Source organism: Enterococcus sp. 3C7_DIV0644 (genome assembly GCF_002141235.1).
In the GTDB taxonomy this organism is placed as follows: Bacteria; Bacillota; Bacilli; order Lactobacillales; family Enterococcaceae; genus Enterococcus_D; species Enterococcus_D entomosocium.
Window position 1 is genome coordinate 1,408,878 of record NZ_NGLK01000001.1, and the last position, 23,028, is coordinate 1,431,905.

At 42.8% G+C, this 23,028-nt stretch carries 19 protein-coding genes; 3 read left to right on the plus strand and 16 right to left on the minus strand.

Going from position 1 to position 23,028, the window contains the following annotated elements:
• Nucleotides 1-3: 3 nt before the first annotated feature.
• The 6 genes from A5877_RS06540 to metG all read right to left on the minus strand — a co-directional run bounded on the left by A5877_RS06540 (nucleotide 4) and on the right by metG (nucleotide 9,963).
• Complete coding sequence (locus A5877_RS06540) at nucleotides 4-885, minus strand: carbohydrate ABC transporter permease (RefSeq protein WP_008379450.1); 882 nt, start codon at nucleotides 883-885, stop codon at nucleotides 4-6.
• On the minus strand, nucleotides 885-1,958 hold the full coding sequence (locus tag A5877_RS06545; protein WP_005233711.1) for an ABC transporter ATP-binding protein: 1,074 nt from the start codon (nucleotides 1,956-1,958) through the stop codon (nucleotides 885-887). Before A5877_RS06545 ends, A5877_RS06540 begins: the two co-directional genes overlap by 1 nt.
• A 470-nt stretch (nucleotides 1,959-2,428) precedes the next feature.
• Nucleotides 2,429-3,931 carry a ribosomal protection-like ABC-F family protein gene (gene abc-f / locus A5877_RS06550; protein ID WP_086316601.1) on the minus strand — a complete coding sequence of 501 codons (1,503 nt, stop codon included), beginning with the start codon at nucleotides 3,929-3,931 and terminating at the stop codon, nucleotides 2,429-2,431.
• 484 nt (nucleotides 3,932-4,415) lie between these two features.
• Nucleotides 4,416-4,844 (minus strand): hypothetical protein, encoded by a 429-nt coding sequence (locus tag A5877_RS06555; RefSeq protein ID WP_005228008.1) that lies wholly within the window; start codon nucleotides 4,842-4,844, stop codon nucleotides 4,416-4,418.
• A 171-nt stretch (nucleotides 4,845-5,015) separates the two neighbouring features.
• On the minus strand, nucleotides 5,016-7,694 hold the full coding sequence (locus tag A5877_RS06560; protein WP_086316602.1) for a cation-translocating P-type ATPase: 2,679 nt from the start codon (nucleotides 7,692-7,694) through the stop codon (nucleotides 5,016-5,018).
• Nucleotides 7,695-7,956: 262 nt separating this feature from the next.
• Complete coding sequence (gene metG / locus A5877_RS06565) at nucleotides 7,957-9,963, minus strand: methionine--tRNA ligase (protein ID WP_005233704.1); 2,007 nt, start codon at nucleotides 9,961-9,963, stop codon at nucleotides 7,957-7,959.
• Nucleotides 9,964-10,319: 356 nt separating this feature from the next.
• On the opposite strand from metG, the gene A5877_RS06570 reads away from it, so the two are divergent.
• Both A5877_RS06570 and A5877_RS06575 read left to right on the plus strand, forming a co-directional pair.
• On the plus strand, nucleotides 10,320-10,595 hold the full coding sequence (locus A5877_RS06570; protein ID WP_034872151.1) for a hypothetical protein: 276 nt from the start codon (nucleotides 10,320-10,322) through the stop codon (nucleotides 10,593-10,595).
• A gap of 50 nt (nucleotides 10,596-10,645) precedes the next feature.
• Nucleotides 10,646-11,476, plus strand: coding sequence for an NUDIX hydrolase (locus A5877_RS06575; RefSeq protein ID WP_005233702.1), 831 nt, complete (start codon nucleotides 10,646-10,648; stop codon nucleotides 11,474-11,476).
• 146 nt (nucleotides 11,477-11,622) lie between these two features.
• Here A5877_RS06575 and A5877_RS06580 read toward each other — a convergent pair whose 3' ends face one another.
• From A5877_RS06580 to opp3b, 5 genes are read right to left on the minus strand one after another with little or no spacing between them, the layout of a single operon-like run.
• Nucleotides 11,623-12,621: an RNA-guided endonuclease TnpB family protein gene (locus A5877_RS06580; protein ID WP_008379437.1), complete on the minus strand. Its 999-nt coding sequence runs from the start codon at nucleotides 12,619-12,621 to the stop codon at nucleotides 11,623-11,625.
• Between the two features lie 30 nt (nucleotides 12,622-12,651).
• Entirely contained in the window at nucleotides 12,652-13,590 is a 939-nt protein-coding gene (locus A5877_RS06585) for an ABC transporter ATP-binding protein (protein ID WP_005233685.1), read from the minus strand.
• A 14-nt stretch (nucleotides 13,591-13,604) separates the two neighbouring features.
• Nucleotides 13,605-14,657, minus strand: coding sequence for an ABC transporter ATP-binding protein (locus tag A5877_RS06590; RefSeq protein ID WP_216593164.1), 1,053 nt, complete (start codon nucleotides 14,655-14,657; stop codon nucleotides 13,605-13,607).
• Entirely contained in the window at nucleotides 14,657-15,700 is a 1,044-nt protein-coding gene (locus tag A5877_RS06595; protein WP_005233683.1) for an ABC transporter permease, read from the minus strand. The genes A5877_RS06590 and A5877_RS06595 overlap by 1 nt, the downstream gene beginning before the upstream one ends.
• Complete coding sequence (opp3b, locus tag A5877_RS06600; protein ID WP_005233681.1) at nucleotides 15,700-16,641, minus strand: oligopeptide ABC transporter permease; 942 nt, start codon at nucleotides 16,639-16,641, stop codon at nucleotides 15,700-15,702. The genes A5877_RS06595 and opp3b overlap by 1 nt, the downstream gene beginning before the upstream one ends.
• A gap of 84 nt (nucleotides 16,642-16,725) precedes the next feature.
• On the opposite strand from opp3b, the gene A5877_RS06605 reads away from it, so the two are divergent.
• On the plus strand, nucleotides 16,726-17,061 hold the full coding sequence (locus tag A5877_RS06605) for a DUF3899 domain-containing protein (protein WP_005227990.1): 336 nt from the start codon (nucleotides 16,726-16,728) through the stop codon (nucleotides 17,059-17,061).
• A 100-nt stretch (nucleotides 17,062-17,161) separates the two neighbouring features.
• Here the strand turns inward: A5877_RS06605 and A5877_RS06610 are convergent, their stop codons facing one another.
• The 5 genes from A5877_RS06610 to rlmN all read right to left on the minus strand — a co-directional run bounded on the left by A5877_RS06610 (nucleotide 17,162) and on the right by rlmN (nucleotide 22,811).
• Complete coding sequence (locus A5877_RS06610) at nucleotides 17,162-18,823, minus strand: peptide ABC transporter substrate-binding protein (protein ID WP_005233679.1); 1,662 nt, start codon at nucleotides 18,821-18,823, stop codon at nucleotides 17,162-17,164.
• A gap of 441 nt (nucleotides 18,824-19,264) precedes the next feature.
• Nucleotides 19,265-19,912 carry a pyroglutamyl-peptidase I gene (pcp, locus tag A5877_RS06615; protein WP_008379428.1) on the minus strand — a complete coding sequence of 216 codons (648 nt, stop codon included), beginning with the start codon at nucleotides 19,910-19,912 and terminating at the stop codon, nucleotides 19,265-19,267.
• Nucleotides 19,913-19,942: 30 nt separating this feature from the next.
• A complete protein-coding gene (locus A5877_RS06620; RefSeq protein ID WP_005233677.1) occupies nucleotides 19,943-20,863 on the minus strand; it encodes a DUF979 domain-containing protein in 921 nt (306 codons plus the stop codon).
• Nucleotides 20,864-21,547 carry a DUF969 domain-containing protein gene (locus A5877_RS06625; RefSeq protein ID WP_005233676.1) on the minus strand — a complete coding sequence of 228 codons (684 nt, stop codon included), beginning with the start codon at nucleotides 21,545-21,547 and terminating at the stop codon, nucleotides 20,864-20,866.
• Between the two features lie 196 nt (nucleotides 21,548-21,743).
• Entirely contained in the window at nucleotides 21,744-22,811 is a 1,068-nt protein-coding gene (gene rlmN, locus A5877_RS06630) for a 23S rRNA (adenine(2503)-C(2))-methyltransferase RlmN (protein ID WP_010749104.1), read from the minus strand.
• Between the last annotated feature and the right edge of the window lie 217 nt (nucleotides 22,812-23,028).

Sequence of the window (23,028 nt, forward strand, 5' to 3'; positions counted from 1 at the left end):
CGTTTATTCGCCCACTTTCTTCAAAAGTTTATTTTGGATAAAGGTGACGAGCAAAATAATGATAAACAAGATCACGGTTGCCGCCATTGCAATCCCCGGACGTCCGGCGATATGGAATTTGTCATAAATATAAAAGACTGCCGTCGTTGCACTACGAGCGATCCCTGGCTGGCCGCCAAACAAAGCATATACTTGAGTATAAACTTTAAAGGCACTGATCAGATTGACCGTCAACAAGAAAGCAAAGGTCGGGATCAATTGCGGAAAGGTGATTTTCCGAAAAATTTCGCCATCGGTAGCGCCAAACATTTTTGCGATTTTATAATGTTCTTTGTCGATGTTGCGCATTCCTGCCAACAAGATAATAATGTTGAAGGCGAGGCTCGTCCAAACGCCGAAGATGATCAAGGTCGTCATACTCATGTTGACGTTATCTAGCCAGTTGACTGGCGCAATGCCGACAAGACCTAGCAGATAATTAATGATCCCGTAAGAGCCATTGAAAAAGTAACGAAACACGATCCCGATCGCAATCGTACTTGTGACATAGGGCATAAAGAAGATCGTTTCAAAAAAACTTTTGTATTTGACTTTTTCAAAAATGATCCAAGCAATCGCTAATGAGAGAATCAGCGAGATCGGCACGACCGCAAAAGCAAACAGTGCTGTGTTTTGCAGTGCTCGAAAGAATACGGGGTCCGTTAAAACCCTTTGATAGTTCTCAAGCCCAGCATACTGTTGGTTAATCAAGGTTCCTTTTTGGAAACTCATGATGAAAGAACGAAACAGCGGATACACACTGAATAAGAAAATAATGACCAATGAAGGCAGTAAAAACAGCCACGCCTTTGGTTGATTCTCAGGGTTATAATTTTTTTTGAACATTAGTAGACCCGCTCTCCTTTTTCATCAAAGATAAAGGCTTTTTTGTAATGAAAATCAAATGACACTTGCGCGCCTTCTTCAATGATCTCTTCAATACTAACGATCGATTTCATATGTTTTGCAGCCAGATCAAAGTTCAAGATTCGTTCTCGTCCGATCAGCTCCACACTCTTGATTTCTGTTTGGAACAACCCCGTTTGTAAGGTGGTCAGCACATCTTCTGGACGAATACCTAACGTATATTGGCCGTCTGTCAATGGTTTCTTGAAGCGAATGTCGGTAAAGCGGTCAACTGGGATCGTGAATGCTGGATGGATCATTTGTCCCTCTTTGACTTCTACTGGCAAGATGTTGATGATTGGATTACCAATGAATTTCGCTACGAAAAGATTGTTTGGTTCTAAGTAAAGGTTTTGCGGATCATCATTTTGTTGAATGATCCCTTCATTCATCAAAATAATCTTATCACTGATAGAAAGAGCTTCTTCTTGGTCATGAGTCACGAAGATCGTAGTGATTCCTACTTCTTTGACTAACCGACGAATTTCTTCACGGATCTTCAAGCGCAAACGGGCATCTAAGTTACTCAATGGTTCATCCAGCAGTAACACTTCTGGACTTTGCACCAAAGCACGAGTAATGGCGACCCGTTGCTGTTGTCCACCGGAAAGGGTTCCTGGTTTTTTCTGACTTAATTCTTCAATATTGGTCAGCTTCATGAACTTTTCAGCAATTTTTTGTGCTTCATTTTTCTTGATCTTTTTCTCTCCGACTGTCAAGGGAAACATGACATTTTCTAACACAGTCATATGGGGATAAAGGGCATAGTTCTGAAAAACAAACCCGATATTGCGGTCTTTCGGCTCCGTCTTAACAACGGAAGTACCATTAAAGCGGATATCACCATCGGTGGGACTTAACAACCCCGCGATCAAATTCAATATCGTCGATTTCCCGCAACCACTAGGTCCCAACAAACAAACCAAATCGCCTTTTTCTATTGTAAAATCTACTGCTTTCAAGGCTTCGAACTTATTATCAAAAACCTTCTTCAACCCGACTACTTCTATCAAAACTGCCCCTCCATTTTCTCTTTTTCCTCCGAATAGTTGACTGGCATTTCAAGTCACAAAAAAAACGAACTCTTGATGTTTCGGTCAAACGCTCAAAGAAATTCGATTTTAATCATAACAAACGAATGTTTTTATTCGATACTATTATTGTAAATGTTTTGTAAAAACCAATGGGAATTATGAAAGAATTTTTAATTAATTTACCAAACAATGAGAAAACGATGAGTGATTCAAAGGGAATTCTACCCGCTAATCCCGAACATTTCGTCATTTTTCGAAAATTTTCATGAAAAAATGAATGAATTTTATCAAATATACATACCTGTGTATAATAACACTATTTTTACACAGCTTTTTTATCAAAAGCACCCTTATTAAATACTTACTAAAATCGTCAGTATCTCTCCGATTAAAATAACAAAAAAAGGACGGTTTTCCCAAAGAAAACAATCGTCCTTTTTCCCCTTCAGTTATTCGACTTCATCGATCGTCAACGTCAGCAATTTCGTTGAGACTTGCTCAAGAAAATAACGGTCGTGTTCAATGATCAGCATAGAAGGCTCCACCAAATGGATTACTTCCTCTAATTGCTTCTGATTGAAGACATCCAAATAATTCAGAGGTTCATCCCAGATAAACAATTCTGCTGGTGTTGCTAATGATTTGGCTAGTTCCACGCGTTTACGCTGCCCCATGCTCATTTGCTGGATCGGCGTTTGAAAAACAGCTCTTTCCAAGCCAAGTTTTTTCAAATTATTTAGCAGATCTTGATAATTCAAGCCATGTTCTTGGGCAAACTCTGTCAGCATCCCACAATTGTCCTCGTAGTTTTGTCGAACATAACTGATGGTGATCCCATGGGCTGTTTTGATCGTCCCTGTCTGCTGTCCTTCGAAAGTACCTAAAATACTCGCAATCAAACTGGACTTGCCAGATCCGTTGGCCCCTTGAATCCCCAAGCGCTCTTTTTGACGGATCGCAAACGTCAGCGGTTTAAACAAAGGCTTCTCATAGCCGAGCTGAAAATGCTCTGCTTCCAGCAACACGTCATGATGGCTAACAAGCGGGGTCATTTTCAGAGGATCGATCCACTCAATGTCTTTTAACAACGCAGACTTGTCTTGAATTTGATCTTCCATCCGTTTAACGATCGCTTTCGAGCGCTTCATGGTCCGTGCCGCTCGGGCACCGATCGCCCCCGTATCATAGATTGCCCCACTGCCTTTTTTGGTCGGCGACCCTAATTTGTCCCGTTCGCGTCCTCGGGACCACTCCGCTTTCTCGGCTGCCGTCTGCTTCAAACGACCGATTTCTTTTTTCAACTTGCTGTTTTGTTCTTGCTCATAGGCATCTTTTTGCTGCTTTTGCAGTTCATAAACTGAATAATTCCCTTTGTACAACACCAAGCGGCTTTTTTCGATCGCCAATACATGATCGACGACTTCATCGACAAACTGTCGATCATGGCTCACAACGATAAACCCGGTTTTTTGCTGCAAATAGCGGGCAACATGTTGGCGAGCGGTCACATCCAAATGGTTGGTTGGCTCATCGATCAAAGCAAAATTCTCTTCATCAACGAACAAACGCGCCAATAGAACTTTCGTTTGCTCGCCGCCAGATAAAGTGGCAAAGGGCCGCCAAAGAACTTCTGGATCAAGTTGCAGCAGGTTCAATTCTCGTTCCAAACGCCACTGCTCAAATTCACCTGATTCTTGTAAAACAAAAAGCGTCAGTTGCTGATCGTCAGCGACGGTTAAGGGAAAATAAACGAATTGCTGCTCATGGGTAATCGAGCCGCTATACGGCAATTCATTGAGCAGCAAACGCAGCAAGGTCGTTTTGCCGCGACCATTTCTGCCAATCAACCCTAATTTCCATTGAGTATCAAGGTTCAAGTTGGCATCCTCAAAAAGCAACCGTTCCTGGCTATCAAAGCCAAAAGTTAAATGATTAATACTGATATTAGACATAAATATACCTCGTCTCTATTCACGGAATAGAGTAGACTAAAGCTATTTTCAGAATCAGTTTTTAGAGGTACACAAAAAGATCCCCCATTGAAAAAGTCAACCAATCCTGAAAATCTGCAGACTATCCCCTTGGAGGAACAGTTTCATGCAGCTTTCAACAAATTGGTTAATTTTTCAATGGAGGATCCCTCATTTCGTTTAATAGTGCCCTAAGTATAGCATTGATCGACAAAAAAGCGCAAGCTTGCTATTCCTTGCTATTTCAACTTTATATTTTGTTCACAAACTATCCCCGCTTTTGATGGAAACACTTCATTAAAAAACAAAAAAAACCATCAGGTTGGTTAGTCCTGATGGCAAAAGGAGTAAAATGAAAAATAAAAAGGTTGTTGGTTGTGAATTCATTATACCTCCGATAAAAAAACTTTACATGTGAAAAACATAACAGTTAAATTAAATAACTCTTGTTTAACTTGAATGTTTATCATTTTTTTAACAATAAAGCGGTCATCCGTTGGATAGCAAAAGAAATTTCGTCCGTTGCTTCATCTTGCTTAGCTTCAGCTGCATCAAAGGCTTCTTGGTCGATTTTGTTATCCAGACTCAAAATCATCTCATCACAGCCGGCAACATATTTCATATACGCTCGCTCGAATTTTTTATGGATCCCCATCACATTCGCTGGTGGACGCAATTTGCTGATTTTTTCCAGCATCAAGCGGTATTTGTCCGTGCCTTCTTTAAAAATTCTGGTAATCTCAGCTAGCCGCTCAGGTGTTACCTCTGCTTCTTTCTTCTCGTCGATCGCTTTGCGGATCTCTTCATAATTGGGATTCATTTTCTCCCCGATTGCTTCTGTTTCTTTGACAAGATCGTTGATTGTTTGTACATAAAAACCTAAGTTTGGTCGCACAGTGGGTCCCCTACTTTCTTTGTTATTATCTTCTATTTTACCGTTTCTTGCTGCAAATGAAAAGGTCAAGAAACAGCCATAGGGTTTATCGAAAATAAGCCAGCAAAAAAGGGCCTGCTGCCCATGGAGAAGGACAGCAGACCATTCGTTGTTTTTCTGTTTATTTTTGGCTTATTTGCGTCCCATTGCTCGTTGGATCGCTTTGACGATCTCAACGACTGGAATGATCGCAAAGGAGGCGCCTAAAACGATGCCCCATTGATACAAGTCAAGGTGTGCGACACGGAAGATATCGTTTAATCCTGGCACAATGAAGATCACTAGCATCAACGCAAAGGACAACAGGATCGCCCAGTTGAAGGCTTTGTTTCTAAATGCTCCTACTTTAAAGAGCGACTGATGGATCGATTTGACGTTGAAGGCATGGAACAATTGCATCAATCCTAACGTGGCAAAGGCCATCGTTAAGGCATCGGCATGGATCGCATCATACGTATTGTGGACGGGCCATTGGATCGCTGACCAATAAACAAACAGCACGGTTGCCGCTTCTAAGATCCCTTGGTAGATGATACTACTCATCACACCACCTGAGAAGAAGTTGGAACTGCGTCCCCGCGGTGCATGCTTCATTAGATCTTTTTCAGCAGGCTCCATTCCTAAGGCAATTGCTGGGAAGGTATCGGTTACTAGGTTGATCCAAAGCAAGTGGATCGGCAATAGCGAGTCCCAACCCCACAAGGTTGCTAAGAACAAGGTCAAAACTTCCCCTAGGTTAGCGGCTAGCAAGTATTGAATCGCTTTTTGAATATTGGAGAAAACTTTACGTCCTTCTTCCACTGCTACGACGATCGTAGCAAAGTTGTCATCTGCTAGGACCATATCGGAAGCACCTTTAGAAACTTCGGTACCTGTGATCCCCATGCCAACACCAATATCGGCTTGCTTCAGTGATGGTGCATCGTTGACCCCGTCACCTGTCATGGCAACGACTTTGCCTTCTTGCTGCCAAGCTTTGACGATGCGGACTTTATGTTCCGGCGATACCCGCGCATAGACTGAGTAGTGGGCTACCTTTTGGGCAAACTCTTCTTCGCTCATTTTATTGAGTTCAGCGCCGGTCAAGACAGCATCATCATCGCCCGGTTTGATGATCCCTAAACGTCCCGCAATGGCTTCAGCTGTATCCCGGTGGTCTCCAGTGATCATGATGGGACGAATCCCAGCTTCTTTGGCTAAACGTACCGCATCGGCTGCTTCTGCCCGTTCTGGGTCAATCATTCCGACTAAGCCAGCAAAGACCAAATCATTTTCGACGATTCCTGATTCTAAGTTTTCTGGCACTTGATCTACGTATTTGTAGGCCATTCCCAATACCCGCAGCGCTTGTTTTGCCATATCGGTATTGTTGAATAAGATTTTTTCTTTTTCTTCATTCGTCATTGGTAGCTCTTGGCCATCCAATAGTACTTTTGAGGTTCTGCCTAGTAAGACATCCGGTGCACCTTTGACAGCAACTAAATAGCGGCCGTCTTCTTGTTGGTGGATCGTACTCATAAGTTTTCGGTCAGAATCAAAGGGCAGATCCGCTACCCGTGGTGCTTGATTGACGAGATCCCGCACATGGAATCCTTGATCCATCCCGAATTGCACCAATGCGGTCTCGGTCGGATCACCGATCAAGTTGCCTTCTTCACCAAATTTTGTATCATTGGCAAAGTTCATGACTTTTAATGCCATGTTGTCTAACGGAATATCTTCTGAAGCAGCATGTTGTTTGTTATTGACATACAATTTTTCCACGGTCATTTGATTCAACGTCAAAGTACCAGTTTTATCAGAAGCGATAATATCGGTTGCCCCAAGGGTTTCAACCGCTGGTAATTTACGGATCACTGCATTTCGTTTCGCCATTACTTGCGTACCTAAGGCTAAGATGATCGTTACGATCGCTGGCAGCCCTTCTGGGATCGCCGCTACTGCTAATGAGATCGAAGTCAATAGCATGTCGACCCATGACGTATTGTTAAAGATCGTTCCAACAAAGAACATGATCACTGCAATGATAATGATGGCGATCGTCAGGAATTTTCCTAGTTCATTTAAGTTACGTTTCAATGGTGTTTCGGTTTCTTGGGCGCTAGCTAGCATGCCAGCGATTTTCCCAACTTCGGTTCCCATTCCTGTATTGACCACGACCCCTTTTCCGCGGCCATAGGTCACATTACTGTTTGAATAGGCCATATTGACGCGATCGCCGATCCCGACATCCGTCCCTTCGATGACAGTCAATTCTTTTTCGACTGGTACGGATTCACCGGTCAAAGCGGCTTCTTCAATTTTTAACGAACTTGCTTCTAAGAGGCGTAAATCTGCCGGTACGACATCGCCAGCTTCTAATAGGACAATATCCCCCGGAACCAATTCATCGCTCTTGATGGTGACGGTATGACCATTACGCAGGACATTGGCATTTGGTGTGGACATTTCTCTTAGTGCTTCGATGGCCTGCTCTGCCTTTGCCTCTTGAACAACACCCATGATCGCGTTGATAATGACAACTGCTAAAATAATAATTGAGTCCACGACTTCATGGGAAACGACTGCTGAGATAATCGCCGCCGCTAGCAAAACGATGATCATCAAATCTTTGAATTGCTCAAAGAATTTTTGTGCCATCGATTTCTTTTTGCCTTCTTCTAATTCGTTGGGACCATACTCAGATAAGCGTTTTTGCGCTTCATCGTTCGTTAATCCATTGGCATCTGTTTGCATTTCTTCCAGAACATGCTGCGCTTCTTGCGCATAAAACGCCTGCGATAGCTGCTCCTTTTTGTTTTCTTCTGACATGTTTCTCCTCCTTTTATACTTACTCTTCCTTTATTGTACATGATATGAAAAAAAATAGACTTATGTATGCACTGTCTAAGCATACATAAGTCTCACTGTTTAAGACAGCACCAGAAATTTCTTTCAGGATGGTGATACTGCCGCAGATAAAATCCGCCAATTACTCCCTCATGTTCATATCAATAACCTACATTATACAAAATCTTTTCGGGTCTGGCAATTTTATTTTCGCTGAAATTCAACAAAGAATTTCTCCTAAAAATCAAGCGATGACCGAGCCGTTTGGCATGCCTTTTGGCGCTTCCACGATTTGCAGACGACCATCATTGTCTTCTGCAGAAAGGATCATTCCTTGGCTGACTTGCCCCCGCATTTTCCGTGGTTTCAAGTTGGCAACGATCACGACTTTTTTGCCGATCAAATCTTGTGGTTCTGGATAAAATTCAGCAATCCCCGATAAAATTTGACGATCTTGATCATCTCCCGCAGCTAAGCGGAATTGTAGCAGCTTGTCGGCCCCTTTGACTTTTTGACAATCAACGACTTCTGCCACTTTTAATTCGATCTTGTCGAAGTCTTCGTATTTGATCTCGGCTTTGTCTGATTGCAATGTGGTTTCTTCTGGATTCCATTTGACTGTTTCTTCTGGACTTTGTGTCCCTTCAGCCATTTTCTTTTGGATGTAGGCTACTTCTGTTTCAAGTTCCAACCGAGGGAAAATCGGTGTGCCTTTGGCAACGACTTTCGTGCCACTTGGAAATTCACCAAAGCGTAAATCTTTCAGATCCATGGCAACAGAAGCCAATCCTAATTGTTGGAAAATGTTGGCTGGTGTTTCTGTCATCACCGGTTGCAATAAGATCGCAACGATGCGTAAGCTTTCCGCCAAATGAACCATCACACTGTTTAATTCCGCGCGCTTTTCTTCTTCTTTGGCTAACACCCATGGTTGGGTTTCGTCAATGTATTTGTTGGCACGGGAAATCAATGTCCAAACTTCTGACAATGCCGTACTGAATTCCATTTTATCCATGGCTTCATGGTAACGACCAACCACATTGGCCGCAGTCGTTGACAGCTCGCTATCAAAAGGCGTTACTTTTGAGGCATAATCGGGCACTAAGCCATCACAATATTTATTGATCATGGCGATCGTCCGATTCAGCAGGTTGCCTAAGTCGTTGGCTAGATCGTAGTTCAAACGAGAAACGAAATCTTCTGGTGTAAACACACCATCGCTACCAAAAGGAACCGCCCGTAATAGATAGTAACGCAACGCATCTAAGCTGTAGCGCTCCACTAACATTTCTGGATAAACGACATTGCCTTTTGATTTCGACATCTTGCCGTCTTTCATCATCAACCAGCCATGACCAAAGATTTTTTTCGGTAAGGGCAAGTCTAAGGCCATCAGCATGATTGGCCAATAGATCGTATGGAAACGCACGATTTCTTTCCCAACCATATGCACGTCAGCTGGCCAGTATTTTTGGAACAAGGAATCGTCCTCTGAGCCATAGCCTAATGCCGTAATATAGTTAGATAACGCATCGATCCAAACATACACCACGTGTTCAGGACTAGCCGTGACAGGAATGCCCCATTTAAAGGTCGTTCTGGAAACAGCCAGGTCTTCTAAACCTGGTTTGATGAAGTTATTCAGCATTTCATTTTTGCGTGATTCTGGTTGAATGAACTCTGGATGTTCATCATAGTATTGAACCAAACGATCGGCGTATTTGCTCATACGGAAGAAATAAGAAGATTCCTTCACCAATTCTACCTCATGACCGCTTGGCGCTTTGCCGCCGATGACTTTGCCCTCTTCATCTCGGTAAACTTCTGCTAATTGCGTTTCAGTAAAGTATTCTTCATCAGAAACAGAATACCAGCCTTCGTATTCCCCAAGATAGATATCGCCTTGATCAAGCAATTGCTGGAAGATTTTTTGAACGGCTGTTTTATGGTAGTCATCCGTTGTACGGATAAATTTGTCATAACTGATGTCTAGTGTGTTCCATAATTTCTTGACGTCAGCTGCCATTTTGTCGACGTATTCTTGCGGATCTACGCCAAGTTCTTCTGCTTTTTTCTCGATTTTTTGACCGTGCTCATCGACACCCGTTAAATAAAAGACATCAAAGCCCATCAATCGTTTGTATCGTGCTACCGCATCACAAGCGATCGTCGTGTAAGAATTCCCGATATGCAGCTTGCCGCTTGGATAATAAATTGGCGTCGTAATATAGAATGTTTCTTTTTCAGCCATGGACGCAAGTCCTCCTTTTCACTAGTAAAGTGTATACTTAGGTAGTATACAGTTCGCAACCCAAAAATGCTATAAATTTAATCAAAAAAGCGGACATAATAAGACCTTTCTTCATGCTCTAAAAGAAGCAAAGGAATCGTTTTCGTCCTTAAAACGCAGCAAATAAACCAGCAGATTTGAGTATTTCTTTTCTACTAGTTATCATAGCGCAGATAGCCGTTCACTTCAATGTTCTAGGGGAAGAATCTGATCCTGACAACGAATCTCATAAGAAATAAAGGTGTTTTATCTCTCTTTGATTAACAGGTACTTCTTTTGCTATAATGAGGAAGACTTCTCTTATAGAAAGGAACGCTATGACTCGAAAAAACAAACAGCATTTTTTGCTTTTAACCGCGCTTTCTGTGGGGCACTTGCTCTTTTCAACCACAGGTTACCCCTTTTTGTTTGCTTACTTCAACAGCCATGATTACGCGGCGCTTTTTGCGACAGCGCTGGCAATCCTACGGGTAGCTTTTCTGCTATGGATCGCTCTTTGGGGCTATTTAGCACTCAAAGAACACCCTCGGTCTTCTTGGCTTTATCTCGCACTGTTTTTCATTAATTTGATCGTTCCTTATTTTTTCCGTTAAGGAAAACCATCGCGCTCAGTTACTTACTTTATCTAAGGCAGGAGAAACCAATGAAAGAATTTACCTCAAAATCAGCTGAAAAACACTACTATGAGAAAGAAGCTTCTGAAGCAGACTTTCTTACGTGGTATCAGGCACAAGATCAGCCGAAATACGAGAAACCCTCCGTAACCGTCGATATGGTGTTGATGTGTTACAACAAAGAAGAAGAACAACTCAAAATTGCGCTGATCCAAAGAAAAGGCCATCCCTTCCGCAATTCTTGGGCATTGCCGGGGGGCTTCGTCAATCCGAATGAATCGACAGGTCAAAGTGTGATCCGTGAGACCCAAGAAGAGATCGGGGTCACTATCTCCAAACAAAACATCGAACAGCTGCACACCTTCAGCACCCCTGGTCGTGATCCACGTGGGTGGGTAATCACCGTCAGCTATTTGGCATTTATTGGTGAAGAGCCCTTAAGTGCTGGGGACGATGCGAATCAGGTACGCTGGTTTTCTCTGGAAAGAAAAGCCAATCAAATCTATTTGACCAGCGGTGAGATCGAGATCATTCTTGACCTGGTGACTGGTGCCTCTGTTGGAAAAGATACGCTGGCTTTTGACCACAGCGCGATCATTCTCAAAGCCTTCAAACGGGTTGCCAATAAGATGGAGCACGAGCCGCAAGTGCTTCTTGTGTTAGGCAAAGACTTTACGATCACGGAAGCCCGTAAAGTATTCGCCAAGTTTTTAGGGATCGATTTTAAAATGATCGATCATTCCAACTTTAAAAAATCCATGCTTCAATATTTTACGGAGGTCGGCGAAAAGCCCGTTGGCATCGGGCGTCCCTCAAAGATCTATCGCTTAAATGACGCATTTTTAGGTGATAAAATGTAAAAAAAATACAACCCCCTGCTAAACCATAGTTTGGCAGGGGGTTGCTGGTTAATCATAATTAGTGAACGTGGTTCCTAGAAACAAAAATCATAAAGATTTTTTCTATACCCTAGGCGATCCCTGGCGTTCCTTCCAGTTCAAGCAGATCAGCTGCTCATTTCGCCTGAGAGCCGCTCTAGCTTCTGTTGGTCTTGCGTGTCCAACGTGACAAAACGCAGTTCTTTGCCGTACCACTGCGCTTTGTACTGGATTTTGCGAACAAACTGATGCCAATCGCTGATGCTGTAATGACCGGCTTTTAGAACCGTTTCTTCAGCAATTTGTTCCAAATAGATTGTATCGTACTGTTTTACGAGATGATAACTGACTTGATCGATGAATTCCCGCTTTTGACAGCAGTGAAAACGATAGAGGCGAGCGACTTTTCCTTTTAGCTTCTGATAATTTCGTGCCTGAGTCAAAAGGATTTTTTTCCGTTTGACCGCCGTAGCTTTCACCTGAAGTTTGCGTTCTGCTCGTGTCAGCTTCTGTTTTGTTTGGATCGCATGCTCACAAGTGACCGGTACCGATTGGTTGGCTTTGATCAGCTGCTGCGGATCATAAACAACCGCGATAGACGCTTGCTGTTTCGGGAGTGGTGTGATCTCTTCCAAACAAAGAATCGAGATATAAAACTCTTCATTGTTTTTCGCTGAGATCGTTGCCGATTTGATTTTCCCTTTGATCTCCCGATGCTTTTTTACTGGAACCAGTGTTTTGAGCTTTGGCAGCTTGATTTGATCCTCTTCAAAGTAAATGGTGTGCTGCTGATTATTCGTAGTATACGATTGCCAAATACTTTTTTTGGTTTTCATTTTTGGAAAGCCAGCCCGCTTTTGAAAGTAATTTCGAAACGCTCGGTCCAGATTCCTTTGTGCATTCGCCAATGCCAAACTATCGGTCTCCTTCAAAAAAGGATACTCCTTTTTTAGTTTGGCTGGCGTCAACCCTTGCTTTGCTTCATTGTTGGCCAGCTCCTCCATCTTCGCCTCCAGCAGTTGATTGTACGTAAACCGAACACAGCCGAAGGTTTCGATGAAAAACTGTTTTTGCTGTCCATTAGGATAGATCCGAAATTTGTATGCTTTTAAAACACCCAGTTTCATCTCCTCCTAACACTCCCTATACCTTTGACGCTAGTTCCCCTTTTTTTGTGCTAACTTTTCTTGGTAGATCTTGGCTTCTTGTTTCGTGGCATAAACGAAATGTCCTGGTGCGATCTCTTCCATTGCTCGTTCTTGGTTATCGTTTGGTTCGCTGACGTATTTGATCCGTTTGCGTTGACGCTCATGGTCAGGATCTGGCAGCGGAATCGCTGATAAAAGACTTTCAGTATACGGATGGACCCCGTAATGATAGATTTCATCACTGGTTCCTACTTCTAGCAGTTTGCCGTTGTGCATCACGCCGATCCGATCGCTGATGTGTTTGACCATCGATAAATCATGGGCGATAAACAAGTACGTCAATTTATGTTCTTCTTGCAGATCTTGCAGCAAGTTGACAACTTGGGCTTGGATCGAAACATCCAATGCCGAGATCGGTTCATCACAAATGATGAATTTTGGATCGACGGCTAATGCTCGGGCGATTCCGATCCGCTGACGTTGTCCCCCTGAAAATTCATGAGGATAACGGGTCCCATGACTTGGGTTTAGTCCGACGGTTCGCAAGAGTTCATCCACCCGATCATTACGTTCTTTTTCATTTTTAGCTAATCCGTTGATATCGATCCCTTCGGCAATAATGTCGCGAACTTTCATCCGTGGATTCAAGGAGGCATAAGGATCTTGGAAGACCATTTGAACTTCCCGGCGAAAATCAGCCAGCGGTTTCTTGCCTTTGATTTTCATAACATCTTGTCCATCAAAAAGAACTTCGCCTCCGGTAGGATTATTCAAACGAATCACCGTCCGTCCAGTGGTCGATTTTCCGCTTCCGGATTCACCTACTAGACCAAAGGTTTCTCCTTCATAGATTTGGAAGGAGATATCATCGACGGCTTTGACTTCGTCTTTGCGGCCAACGTTAAAATATTGTTTGAGATTCTTTACTTCAAGTAAAACTTTTTCCAACCGTTTCTCCTCCTTTAGACAGATGCCTGAGTATTTTTTTCTTGGAATTTTTTCCAGCGAATCAAGATCTCATCCGGCGGAGTTACCTTCGGTGCTTGCGGCGCTAACAGCCACGTTGCTGCTTTGTGGGTCGGTGAAACATCAAAGAACGGCGGTTGCTGTTCTGCATCGATCTGCAAAGCAAATTCGTTTCGTGGATAAAAAGCGTCCCCGGTTGGCGGGTCCAACAGATCCGGCGGTGAACCAGGAATCGCGTACAAACGATCGCCTGTCCCTTCTAACGTTGGCATCGAACCCAACAAGCCCCAGGTGTATGGATGTTGCGGGTTGTAGAAGATTTCTTCTGCGGTGCCCACTTCGACGATTTTCCCACCATACATCACGGCTACTCGGTCAGCCACATTGGCAACGACACCCAAGTCATGGGTGATAAAGACGATGGACGAATTGATTTTCTTCTGAATATCTTTTAATAACTCTAAGATCTGTGCTTGGATCGTTACATCCAATGCAGTCGTCGGTTCATCTGCAATTAAGATCTGTGGGTAACAGATCAGCGCGATCGCAATAACGATCCGCTGCCGCTGACCACCCGAAAATTGATGCGGATAATTTTTCAAGCGTTTCTCAGCATTCGGGATGCCGACAAGGTTCAGTAATTCCAACGCTTGTCGCAAGCCCTCTTTTTTACTGATTTTGTTGTGCTTCATCAATGACTCTGCCACTTGCTTGCCAATCGGCATCGTTGGGTCTAGTGAAGTCATTGGATCTTGGAAAATCATGGCGATTTCCTTGCCACGGATTTTTTGCAGTTCTTTTTCGGATTTTTTCAAAATGTCCGTCCCATTGAAGAGGATCTGGCCATTATCGACATTGGCATTGCTGGCTAACAACCCCATGATACTGCGGGTTGTCACGGACTTGCCGCTCCCGGATTCGCCCACGATCGCCAAGGTTTCTCCTTTGTATAGATCGAAACTGACATCGCGGATTGCTTGGACTTTCCCAGCAAAGGTGTCAAAAGAAATTTCTAAGTTTTTCACTTCTAAGACTTTTTTCATAGCAATCACTCTTTCATTTTCGGATCAAAGGCATCACGCAAACCGTCTGCCAGCAAATTGAACCCAATCATAATCACAGACAAGGTCACAGCCGGTACCCACATTTGGTAAGGCAGGAACAAGAAGGTTTTGTAGCCATCGCTTAGTAGCATCCCTAAAGATGCTGAAGGTGGTTTTAATCCTAGCCCAATAAAGCTTAGGAAGGCCTCGAAGAAAATCGCCGAGGGAATACTGAACATCATTTGTACGATGATCACGCTGGAAATATTTGGTAATACGTGTTTCATCGCAATCTTGAGACGGCTTTCCCCCAGCGTTGTTGCGGCTAAAACGAATTCCTGATCTTTTAGTTTCATTGTTTGGGCCCGTACGATCCGCGCCATTGGAATCCAGTTAGTGATCGCCATTGCTGCCACGATCGAGAAGATCCCAGGTTCGAAAACTACCAGCATTAAGATCATTACCACTAAGTTGGGAATACCTGATAAGATTTCTAGGAAACGTTGCATCACATTATCGATTCGTCCACCTAAAAGACCAGAGATCAAACCATAGGTTACACCAAAGATGATATCTAGCATCGCTGCGATAAACGCAATCAATAAGGAGATACGTGTCCCTACAAATAGACGACTCAATAAGTCACGACCTAATCCATCCGTTCCTAAAAGGAAATATGTCCCGTCAGGTACATTGGCAGCTGCATACTTATCTACTAGCTCGCCTCCCACCATCGCATAGCCGTTTAAGCCATTGATGTTGATACCGGGAATTTTCGGCGGCAGATTTGTAAAGGTCACATTTTGCGCGGTCGGATCATGTGGCGAGACAAAAATGGTAATGATTGAGATCGTAATAATGATCAGCAACAAAACGATTGAGAAAACAGCGGCTTTGTTCTTTTTCAAACGACGCCACGAATCTTGGAAAAAGGTTAATGAGGGGGTTGCGATCGCTTCACGCTCTTCATTGGTATTTTTTTGTAACGGTTGAAATTTGGCTGCATCGATGGCAGCAACATCATTTGCTGTGTAAGGTTTCTCTGCCATTAGCCACGACTCCCTTCTGAAACTCGGATCCGCGGATCAACGATTCCATATAAAATATCAACAACAAGAATCACAAAGACCAACATTGCGGAATAAAGGATCGTTACCGCCATGATCGTCGGATAGTCATTGGTCATGATTGATTTTACGAACTGTTCACCGATACCCGGGATCGCAAAAATATTTTCTACGACAAGGGAACCAGTCATCAAACCGACAGCTAGCGGTCCTAACAACGTCAATAACGGAATCAAACTATTCCGCAAACCGTGCTTGAAGGCAATTTCCCAGCGGCTCAAACCTTTTGCTCGTGCCAACTCGACATAATCACTATGCAGCACTTCCACCATCTCGGTTCGAATAAACCTAGCGGAATCCGCTAACGGCGACATCGCTAAGGCGACGGTCGGTAAGATCGTGCTGGCAAAGGTCTCCCACTTGGCAATCGGCAAGATCCCTAGTTTGATGGCAAAAATATATTGCAGCAAAACGGCAAAGACAAAGTTAGGGATCGAACGCCCTAAGATCGCCACTAAGGTAGACGTTGTGTCGACCCAAGTATTTTGCTTCATTGCAGAGATCGTTCCTAAAATAATCCCAAAGAAGGTACCAAAGATGATCGCTTGTAGTCCTAGTTGCAGTGAAGGTCCGATTCTTCCTGATAATAAATTCGCTACTGGCTGGTTTTTAAATTGGAAAGAGATCCCAAAGTCACCTTTTAGTAGATTGGTCAAATAAAGCCAATATTGGGTAATGATCGGTTTGTCCAATCCTGCTTGCTCATTTAGCAAGGCAATTTGTTCTGGACTTAATTTTTCAGCATTCGTATATGGTGTTCCTGGCAAAAATTGCATCAAGAAAAAGGTGATCGTGGCAATCAGCCATAATGTTAAGACCATGTAGAACACTCGTTTCAATAAATATTTCAAAAAGCTGTTCACGCAGTTTCCCCCTTAAGTATTTTGACTTCTATTCAATAATTATGTAAATTAACATAGTACGAATCATTAAAAAGGAGTCAGATCATGAAAATAAAAAAAAGTAGTGGGCTCATACCCCTCCTATGCCTCGCAATTTCTGGCGGATGGTTAGCCATAAAAAATGAATTTTCCATAGCAGCTCTTTCAGATGCCCTTTTCTTGTGGGCGCTGTTCTTTTTGATCATTGGCGGTTTTTTATGGGTATTTGCTTCTGGTTTCTTTGACCATTTTCAATATTCCATGAAGAAAGCTTTTTCCAAAAATAAAACAGATTATCTGAAATTATCCCAAGTCGGCAAACAGAGTTACGCCTTTTGGTTATGGCCTGGTGTCTTCTTGTTATTCCTTTCATTGCTCTTTTTAATGATTGCTACTAGTTAATTTCACTCTTATATTTTTACTCATTGAAATGAGAAGCAAAAGGCTGAGACAAGAAATTGTCCCAGCCTTTTCTTCGGCATTTCAAGTCAACTACTCGTGATTATTCGATTGATGTCCACTTGTAGTCGTATTGTGCGCCCGCTGCGTGAGCAACAACACCTTTGACTTTTGTTGCACGTAAATGTGCTTCCGCTTTTTGATAAACTGGAATGACACCTTGTTCATTCATAATGATTTTTTCTGCATTGACTAAATCTTCCCAACGTTTGTCAGGGTCATTGGCATTGGTCGTACCTGCTGCTTTTACAGCTGCATCGTATTCTTCACTGCTCCATTGACCACGGTTGTATGAGTTACCTGTCGTAAACAAGTCAGTAAAGCTACTTGCATCGGCATAGTCAGCACCCCAACCGCCCATTACTGTATCAAAATCACCCGCATTTGAACGATCCAAACGAACAGAGAATGGAACTGGACTTAACGTGACTTTCACACCGTCCAATGTTTTTTCGATCGTGTCTTGCAAGTACTCAATGATTTTCTTGGTTGAGTCTGTATCAGAAGCTAAGATATCAAATTCTAATGAATCGATTCCTAATTCTTCTTTGGCTTTTTCCCAATATTCTTTTGCTTTCTCTTGATCGTAGCTAATGACGCTGCCAGCTGCTTCTGTGAAGTCTGTATGATCGCCAGGGCTGAAAGTCATGCCTTCTGGAACCAAACCACTTGAAGCAATTGAACCATCACCTAAGATCGATGTTACTAAGGCATCACGGTCGATCGCATAAGAGATTGCTTTACGCAAATTTTCGTTACGGAAAGGTGAATCTTCATCACGTTGATTCAATTCTAAGTAAGAAGTCGTTGCTTCTGGTTGAGAAACGAATGCTTCGTCGTTAGCCATCTGTTGCGCCAGTTCACCTGTTAGGATGACATCATCTGCTTGACCATCTTGGAAAAGATTCAAGGCAGTTGAGGATTCTTTCACGACGCTTACGTTGATCGTTTGTAATTTAACAGTGTCTTTGTCCCAATACTGATCGTTCTTTTCATAAGCCCATTCTGTATCCGTTCCTGGTCCATCAAAACCAGTCAGGACAAATGGTCCATTATAAACGGCATTGTCGCTTGTTGATGCATATTGATCGCCATTTTCTTCCACTACTTTTTGATTTTGTGGGAAGAATGATGGGAATGCTAATAAGTAATCAAAGTAAGGTGTTGCTTTTTCTAGGGTGATTTCTAATTCGTAATCCCCCACTGCTTTGATGCCTAGCTCTGATGGATCCGTATCGCCAGCTGTGATGGCATCCGCATTTTTGACTGGTGAAAATAGATACGCATATTCTGATGCAGTTTCAGGTTTGACCGTCCGTTGCCAGCCATAAACATAATCCGCTGCTGTAACAGGGTCACCATTTGACCATTTCGCATCTTCACGCAATTTGATCTTGTAAGTTAGTCCATCCTCGCTGACTTCAGCTGCTTCAGCTGCACCAGCAGGTTGTGGTGTGCTGTCAGCATCCAAACGATACAGGCCTTCATATACATTGTTCAATGCACTGAAGCTGATCGTATCGGTTGCTAATGAAAGATCCGCACTTGGCATTTCTTGTGAAACCACTACGTTAAATACTTGTTCTGCGTTGCTATCGCCGCTAGTTGCTGTGTCATTGCTTGAACTATTTGTTCCGCCTGTTGTACAGCCGGCTAACACCACGCCACACACAGCTACTAAACCATAGGCCCATTTATTTTTCATCCTGTCCTACCCCTTAATTGAATTAATTTTCAGAATAATCATTCGATTTCTGAAGTTAGATAAGATTTTAATTAATAATTATTAAAAAAGCAATCCCTTTTTCGATAAAAAACACCTTTGGAAGAAAGTTTTCTTGGTATTTACTTACCTTACTCTCATCAAACATTCGTTAAATGCTATTTTTCCTTTCTTTATTTATAAGAAATAAAGCGAAAAAAATAATAAAAAAACATGGTTAAATGTAACTTACATTCATTTTCTGTCTGCTTTTTTCATTTCAGTCATCAAAATGAGAAATGTCTGATAGAAAAGTAAACATGCAGAAAACAAGGATGATTTCTTATCAAATTCAGACAAAAAAGACCTGATCGCATGCTTACTGATCAGGTCTTTTCATTTTAAGAACTTTTGTTTTGTCCTCGAAAGGATGTCCTTCAATGATTAATGGATCGCGCCGCCAATCGCTTTTAAATCTTCTTTGTCGGCATAATCAACGATAGCTTCCACTGCTGCAGTTAATCCTTTGGCGATGTCTTCGATGCTCATTGCAGGCTGTCCTGCTTTATCGACGACTTGCTGAGGAATAAATGGCACGTGAATAAAACCGCCTTTCATTTCAGGGTATTTTGTATCGATCATGTATTGTACTTGATACATGATGTGGTTGCAGACGAAAGTTCCAGCAGTATTAGAAACGGCTGCAGGTATTCCTGCTTTTTTCATATTTTCTACCATTGCTTTGATTGGCAGTTGTGTGAAGTAGGCAGGCTTTCCTTCTGTTTGGATCGCTTCATCGACGGGTTGATTGCCTTCATTATCAGGAATCCGGGCATCATCCACATTGATTGCCACTCGTTCTGGTGAGATGGCAAACCGGCCGCCCGCTTGACCGATGTTTAAGACGACATCTGGGTGGACCTCTTCAATTTTCTCTTCGACGATCGCCGCTGATTTCCCAAATACAGTGGGGATCTCTGCTTTCACGATCTGTGCACCATGAATTGTATCTGGCAGTAATTTCACTGCTTCTAAGGCAGGATTGATTGCTTCTCCGCCAAATGGATCAAATCCGGTAATTAATAGTTTCATTTCCATCATCCTTCCATCTCTGTTTTACCACTAAAATGCCCAAAAGTACATTAAAGCGATGTGGATCACTAACAATAATAAAGCAATTGGGGCTTGTGCTTTAATGACACCATTAGGGTCTTTCATCTCTAACAAAGCCACTGGCAGTGCATTGAAATTGGCTGCCATCGGGGTCAGCAACGTGCCGCAAAAACCAGCGGTCATTGCTAAAGCGCCAGCAACAACTGGATCGCCGCCTTGCGCCATTACGAAAGGTACGCCAATACCGGCAGTTATAACGGTAAATGCTGCAAAGCCATTTCCCATGATCATAGTAAAGATCATCATTCCTAAACAGTAAGCCACGACACCGATAAAACGATTGCCTTCTGGCACGACGCCAGAGATTCCTTGAGAAATCACATCACCAACACCAGCAGCGTTAAAAATGACACCTAGTGCTGCTAATAACTGCGGCAAGATACCGGCAGTTCCGACTTGGCGAAGCATCCGGTCGGAATCGTCTAACACTGTTTTTGGTTTAGCGGAAGTTAGCACGACTGCCAACAAGAGTGCTAAGATCGACGCGATCCCGATCCCCACTTGGCCCCCTAATGGTGTATAAGAAATCACCACAGCGATCAATGCCAAGCTGATACATGGTACGAAGATCGTACTACCGATCCGTTTTGCTGACGCTTCGGCTTTTTCATCATCAACGTCGACGATTTTACCGATCTGTACTTGTTTGAAGAAGGTCAAACAGCCCATCAAAACGATCAAAATTCCGTCCACAAGATACGGCAAAAAATTTCCGAAAGCAAAGACGACCCCTAGCAGTAACCAAAAGGCAGAGGTGCCTAATCGTGTAGGATGGTCTGCTTCACGAAAAACCCGGACAGCCGTCATGATCGACAGCAGCCCAATCAAGATATAAAAGAATTCTAGTAATCCGTTAACGATTCCTTCCATCTATTTCTCCTCCTTCTTGCCATATTTTTTTGCTAATTTGCGATCAAAGAGCAAGTTCGATAACGTGGCAATAACTAAGACGATCAATGCGATCGGCAATGATGCTTGCGCGATCGAACTAGCTGCCACATCATATCCAAGTGATTGCAACGTTCCTACGATCAACAGCACACCAGAAGCAGCCACGAAGGTATTTTGGGCAAAGAAATTCCCGAAATTTTCATTAGCGGCAGCCCGAGCTTTGATTTTTTCCTGATCTTTTTCATCCAGTTCCCCAAATTTATTTTCCCCAGCAGCTTGCGCCATCGGGTTAACGATTGGGCGGATAAATTGCGTATGTCCTTGGATCCGAATAGAGAAAAAGCCAGCAAGTTCCCGAATAAATAAGTACAAACTCAAAAACTTCCCTGGTGTCAAGCCTTTGATTTTTTCAATCAATATGACGGCCTGCTGTTTCAAGCCAAAACGTTCCGACAAGCCGACCATTGGTAATGTCAACAAGAACAGTGTCACGAGTCGATTATTGACAAACGCTTCTCCTAACATTGTTAAAAAATCAACAACAGAAATTCCCGATACAAGCGCGGTGACAAAACCAGCAACGATTACGACAGCAATAGTATCTAGCTTCAGCAAAAAGCCGACTAAAATAACTAGAATACCAATTAATTTAATCCATTCCATCAAATCATCCTTTCACAGTAAGTTATTTTTAATGAATACCAGCTTTTAGTATAATCTATTTTTTTCTTGTAAAACAATGTTTTTTGAATTTTCTTTACAGGAATACGCTTTCTTTAAGGCGTTTTTTAATTGCTTAGATAATAAAAAACCAAAAGAAGAACTGCGCTTGTGCAGTCCTTCTTTTGGTTTTTTTTGTTTAAGAAGCAGAAGCTTCTTTTTTCATTTGTTTGCTTCGCAGCTGTCCGCATGCTGCGTCGATATCTGTCCCATGTTCTTTACGAATCACACAGTTGATGCCGTTTTTCTTTAAAATGTCATAAAAAGCTAACACATCGGCTTTTTTACTTCGAGCATATTGGTCATGCTCACTCACTGGGTTATAAGGAATCAAGTTGACGTAAGACAATTTCTTTTTATCCTTCAATAATGCTGCCAACTGACGAGCATGTTCCGGTCGGTCGTTGACATGATCCAGCATGATATACTCAAACGTGATGCGACGATTGGTTTTTTCTAAATAATAATCGACCGCTGCCATCAGTTTTTCAATCGGGAAGCTCCGATTGATCCGCATCATGGAGGTTCTGACTTCATTATTTGGGGCATGCAGCGAAATCGCTAGGTTCACTTGCAAGCCGTTCTCCGCAAACTCTTTGATTTTATGCGCCAAGCCGCTGGTTGACACGGTAATATGCCGCGCACCGATCGCTAAACCTTTTGGGTCGTTAATAATCTGCAAGAAATGCATCACATTGTCATAGTTATCAAAGGGTTCGCCGATCCCCATGACGACTACGTGAGAGACCCGTTCTCCCTCGTTGCGTTCATCAAAATAGTGTTGTACTAACATGATTTGAGCCACGATCTCGCCTGCTGTTAAATCCCGCTGTTTCTTTAATAACCCACTGGCACAAAAGGTACAGCCGATGTTGCAACCGACTTGGGTCGTCACACAAACCGACATGCCATACTCTTGACGCATCAAGACCGTTTCAATCATGTGATTGTCGGGCAATTGAAATAAATACTTGACGGTCCCATCACTGGCTTCTTGTACCACCATCTGCTTCAGGGGATTGATCACAAAGGCTGCCGTCAGTTTCTCAATCAAAGGTTTCGGTAAATTGGTCATTTCTTCAAAGCTGGTTACTCGTTTTTCATAGAGCCACTCCCACACTTGGTTGGCTCGAAATTTCTTTTCATTTTGTTCAGTTATCCACAAAGATAGATCTGATTTGGTAAGTCCATAAATCGATGGGTTCACTTTTTTCCCTCTTTTCAAACTAGTCGCTACATACTATAACTGAATTCTTTGTGAAAAGCAACCGTACCTTGGTTGTTTGTCAAAGCAAAACCGTTGCTCTACTGCGCTGGTTGATCATTTTTTCGATGCTCAATGTTCCCATCCATCACGCCATCTTGCTTGAAATAGCTCTCACAAACATTTTAGTCATAAAAAACAAGCAGTGAATGAACCAACT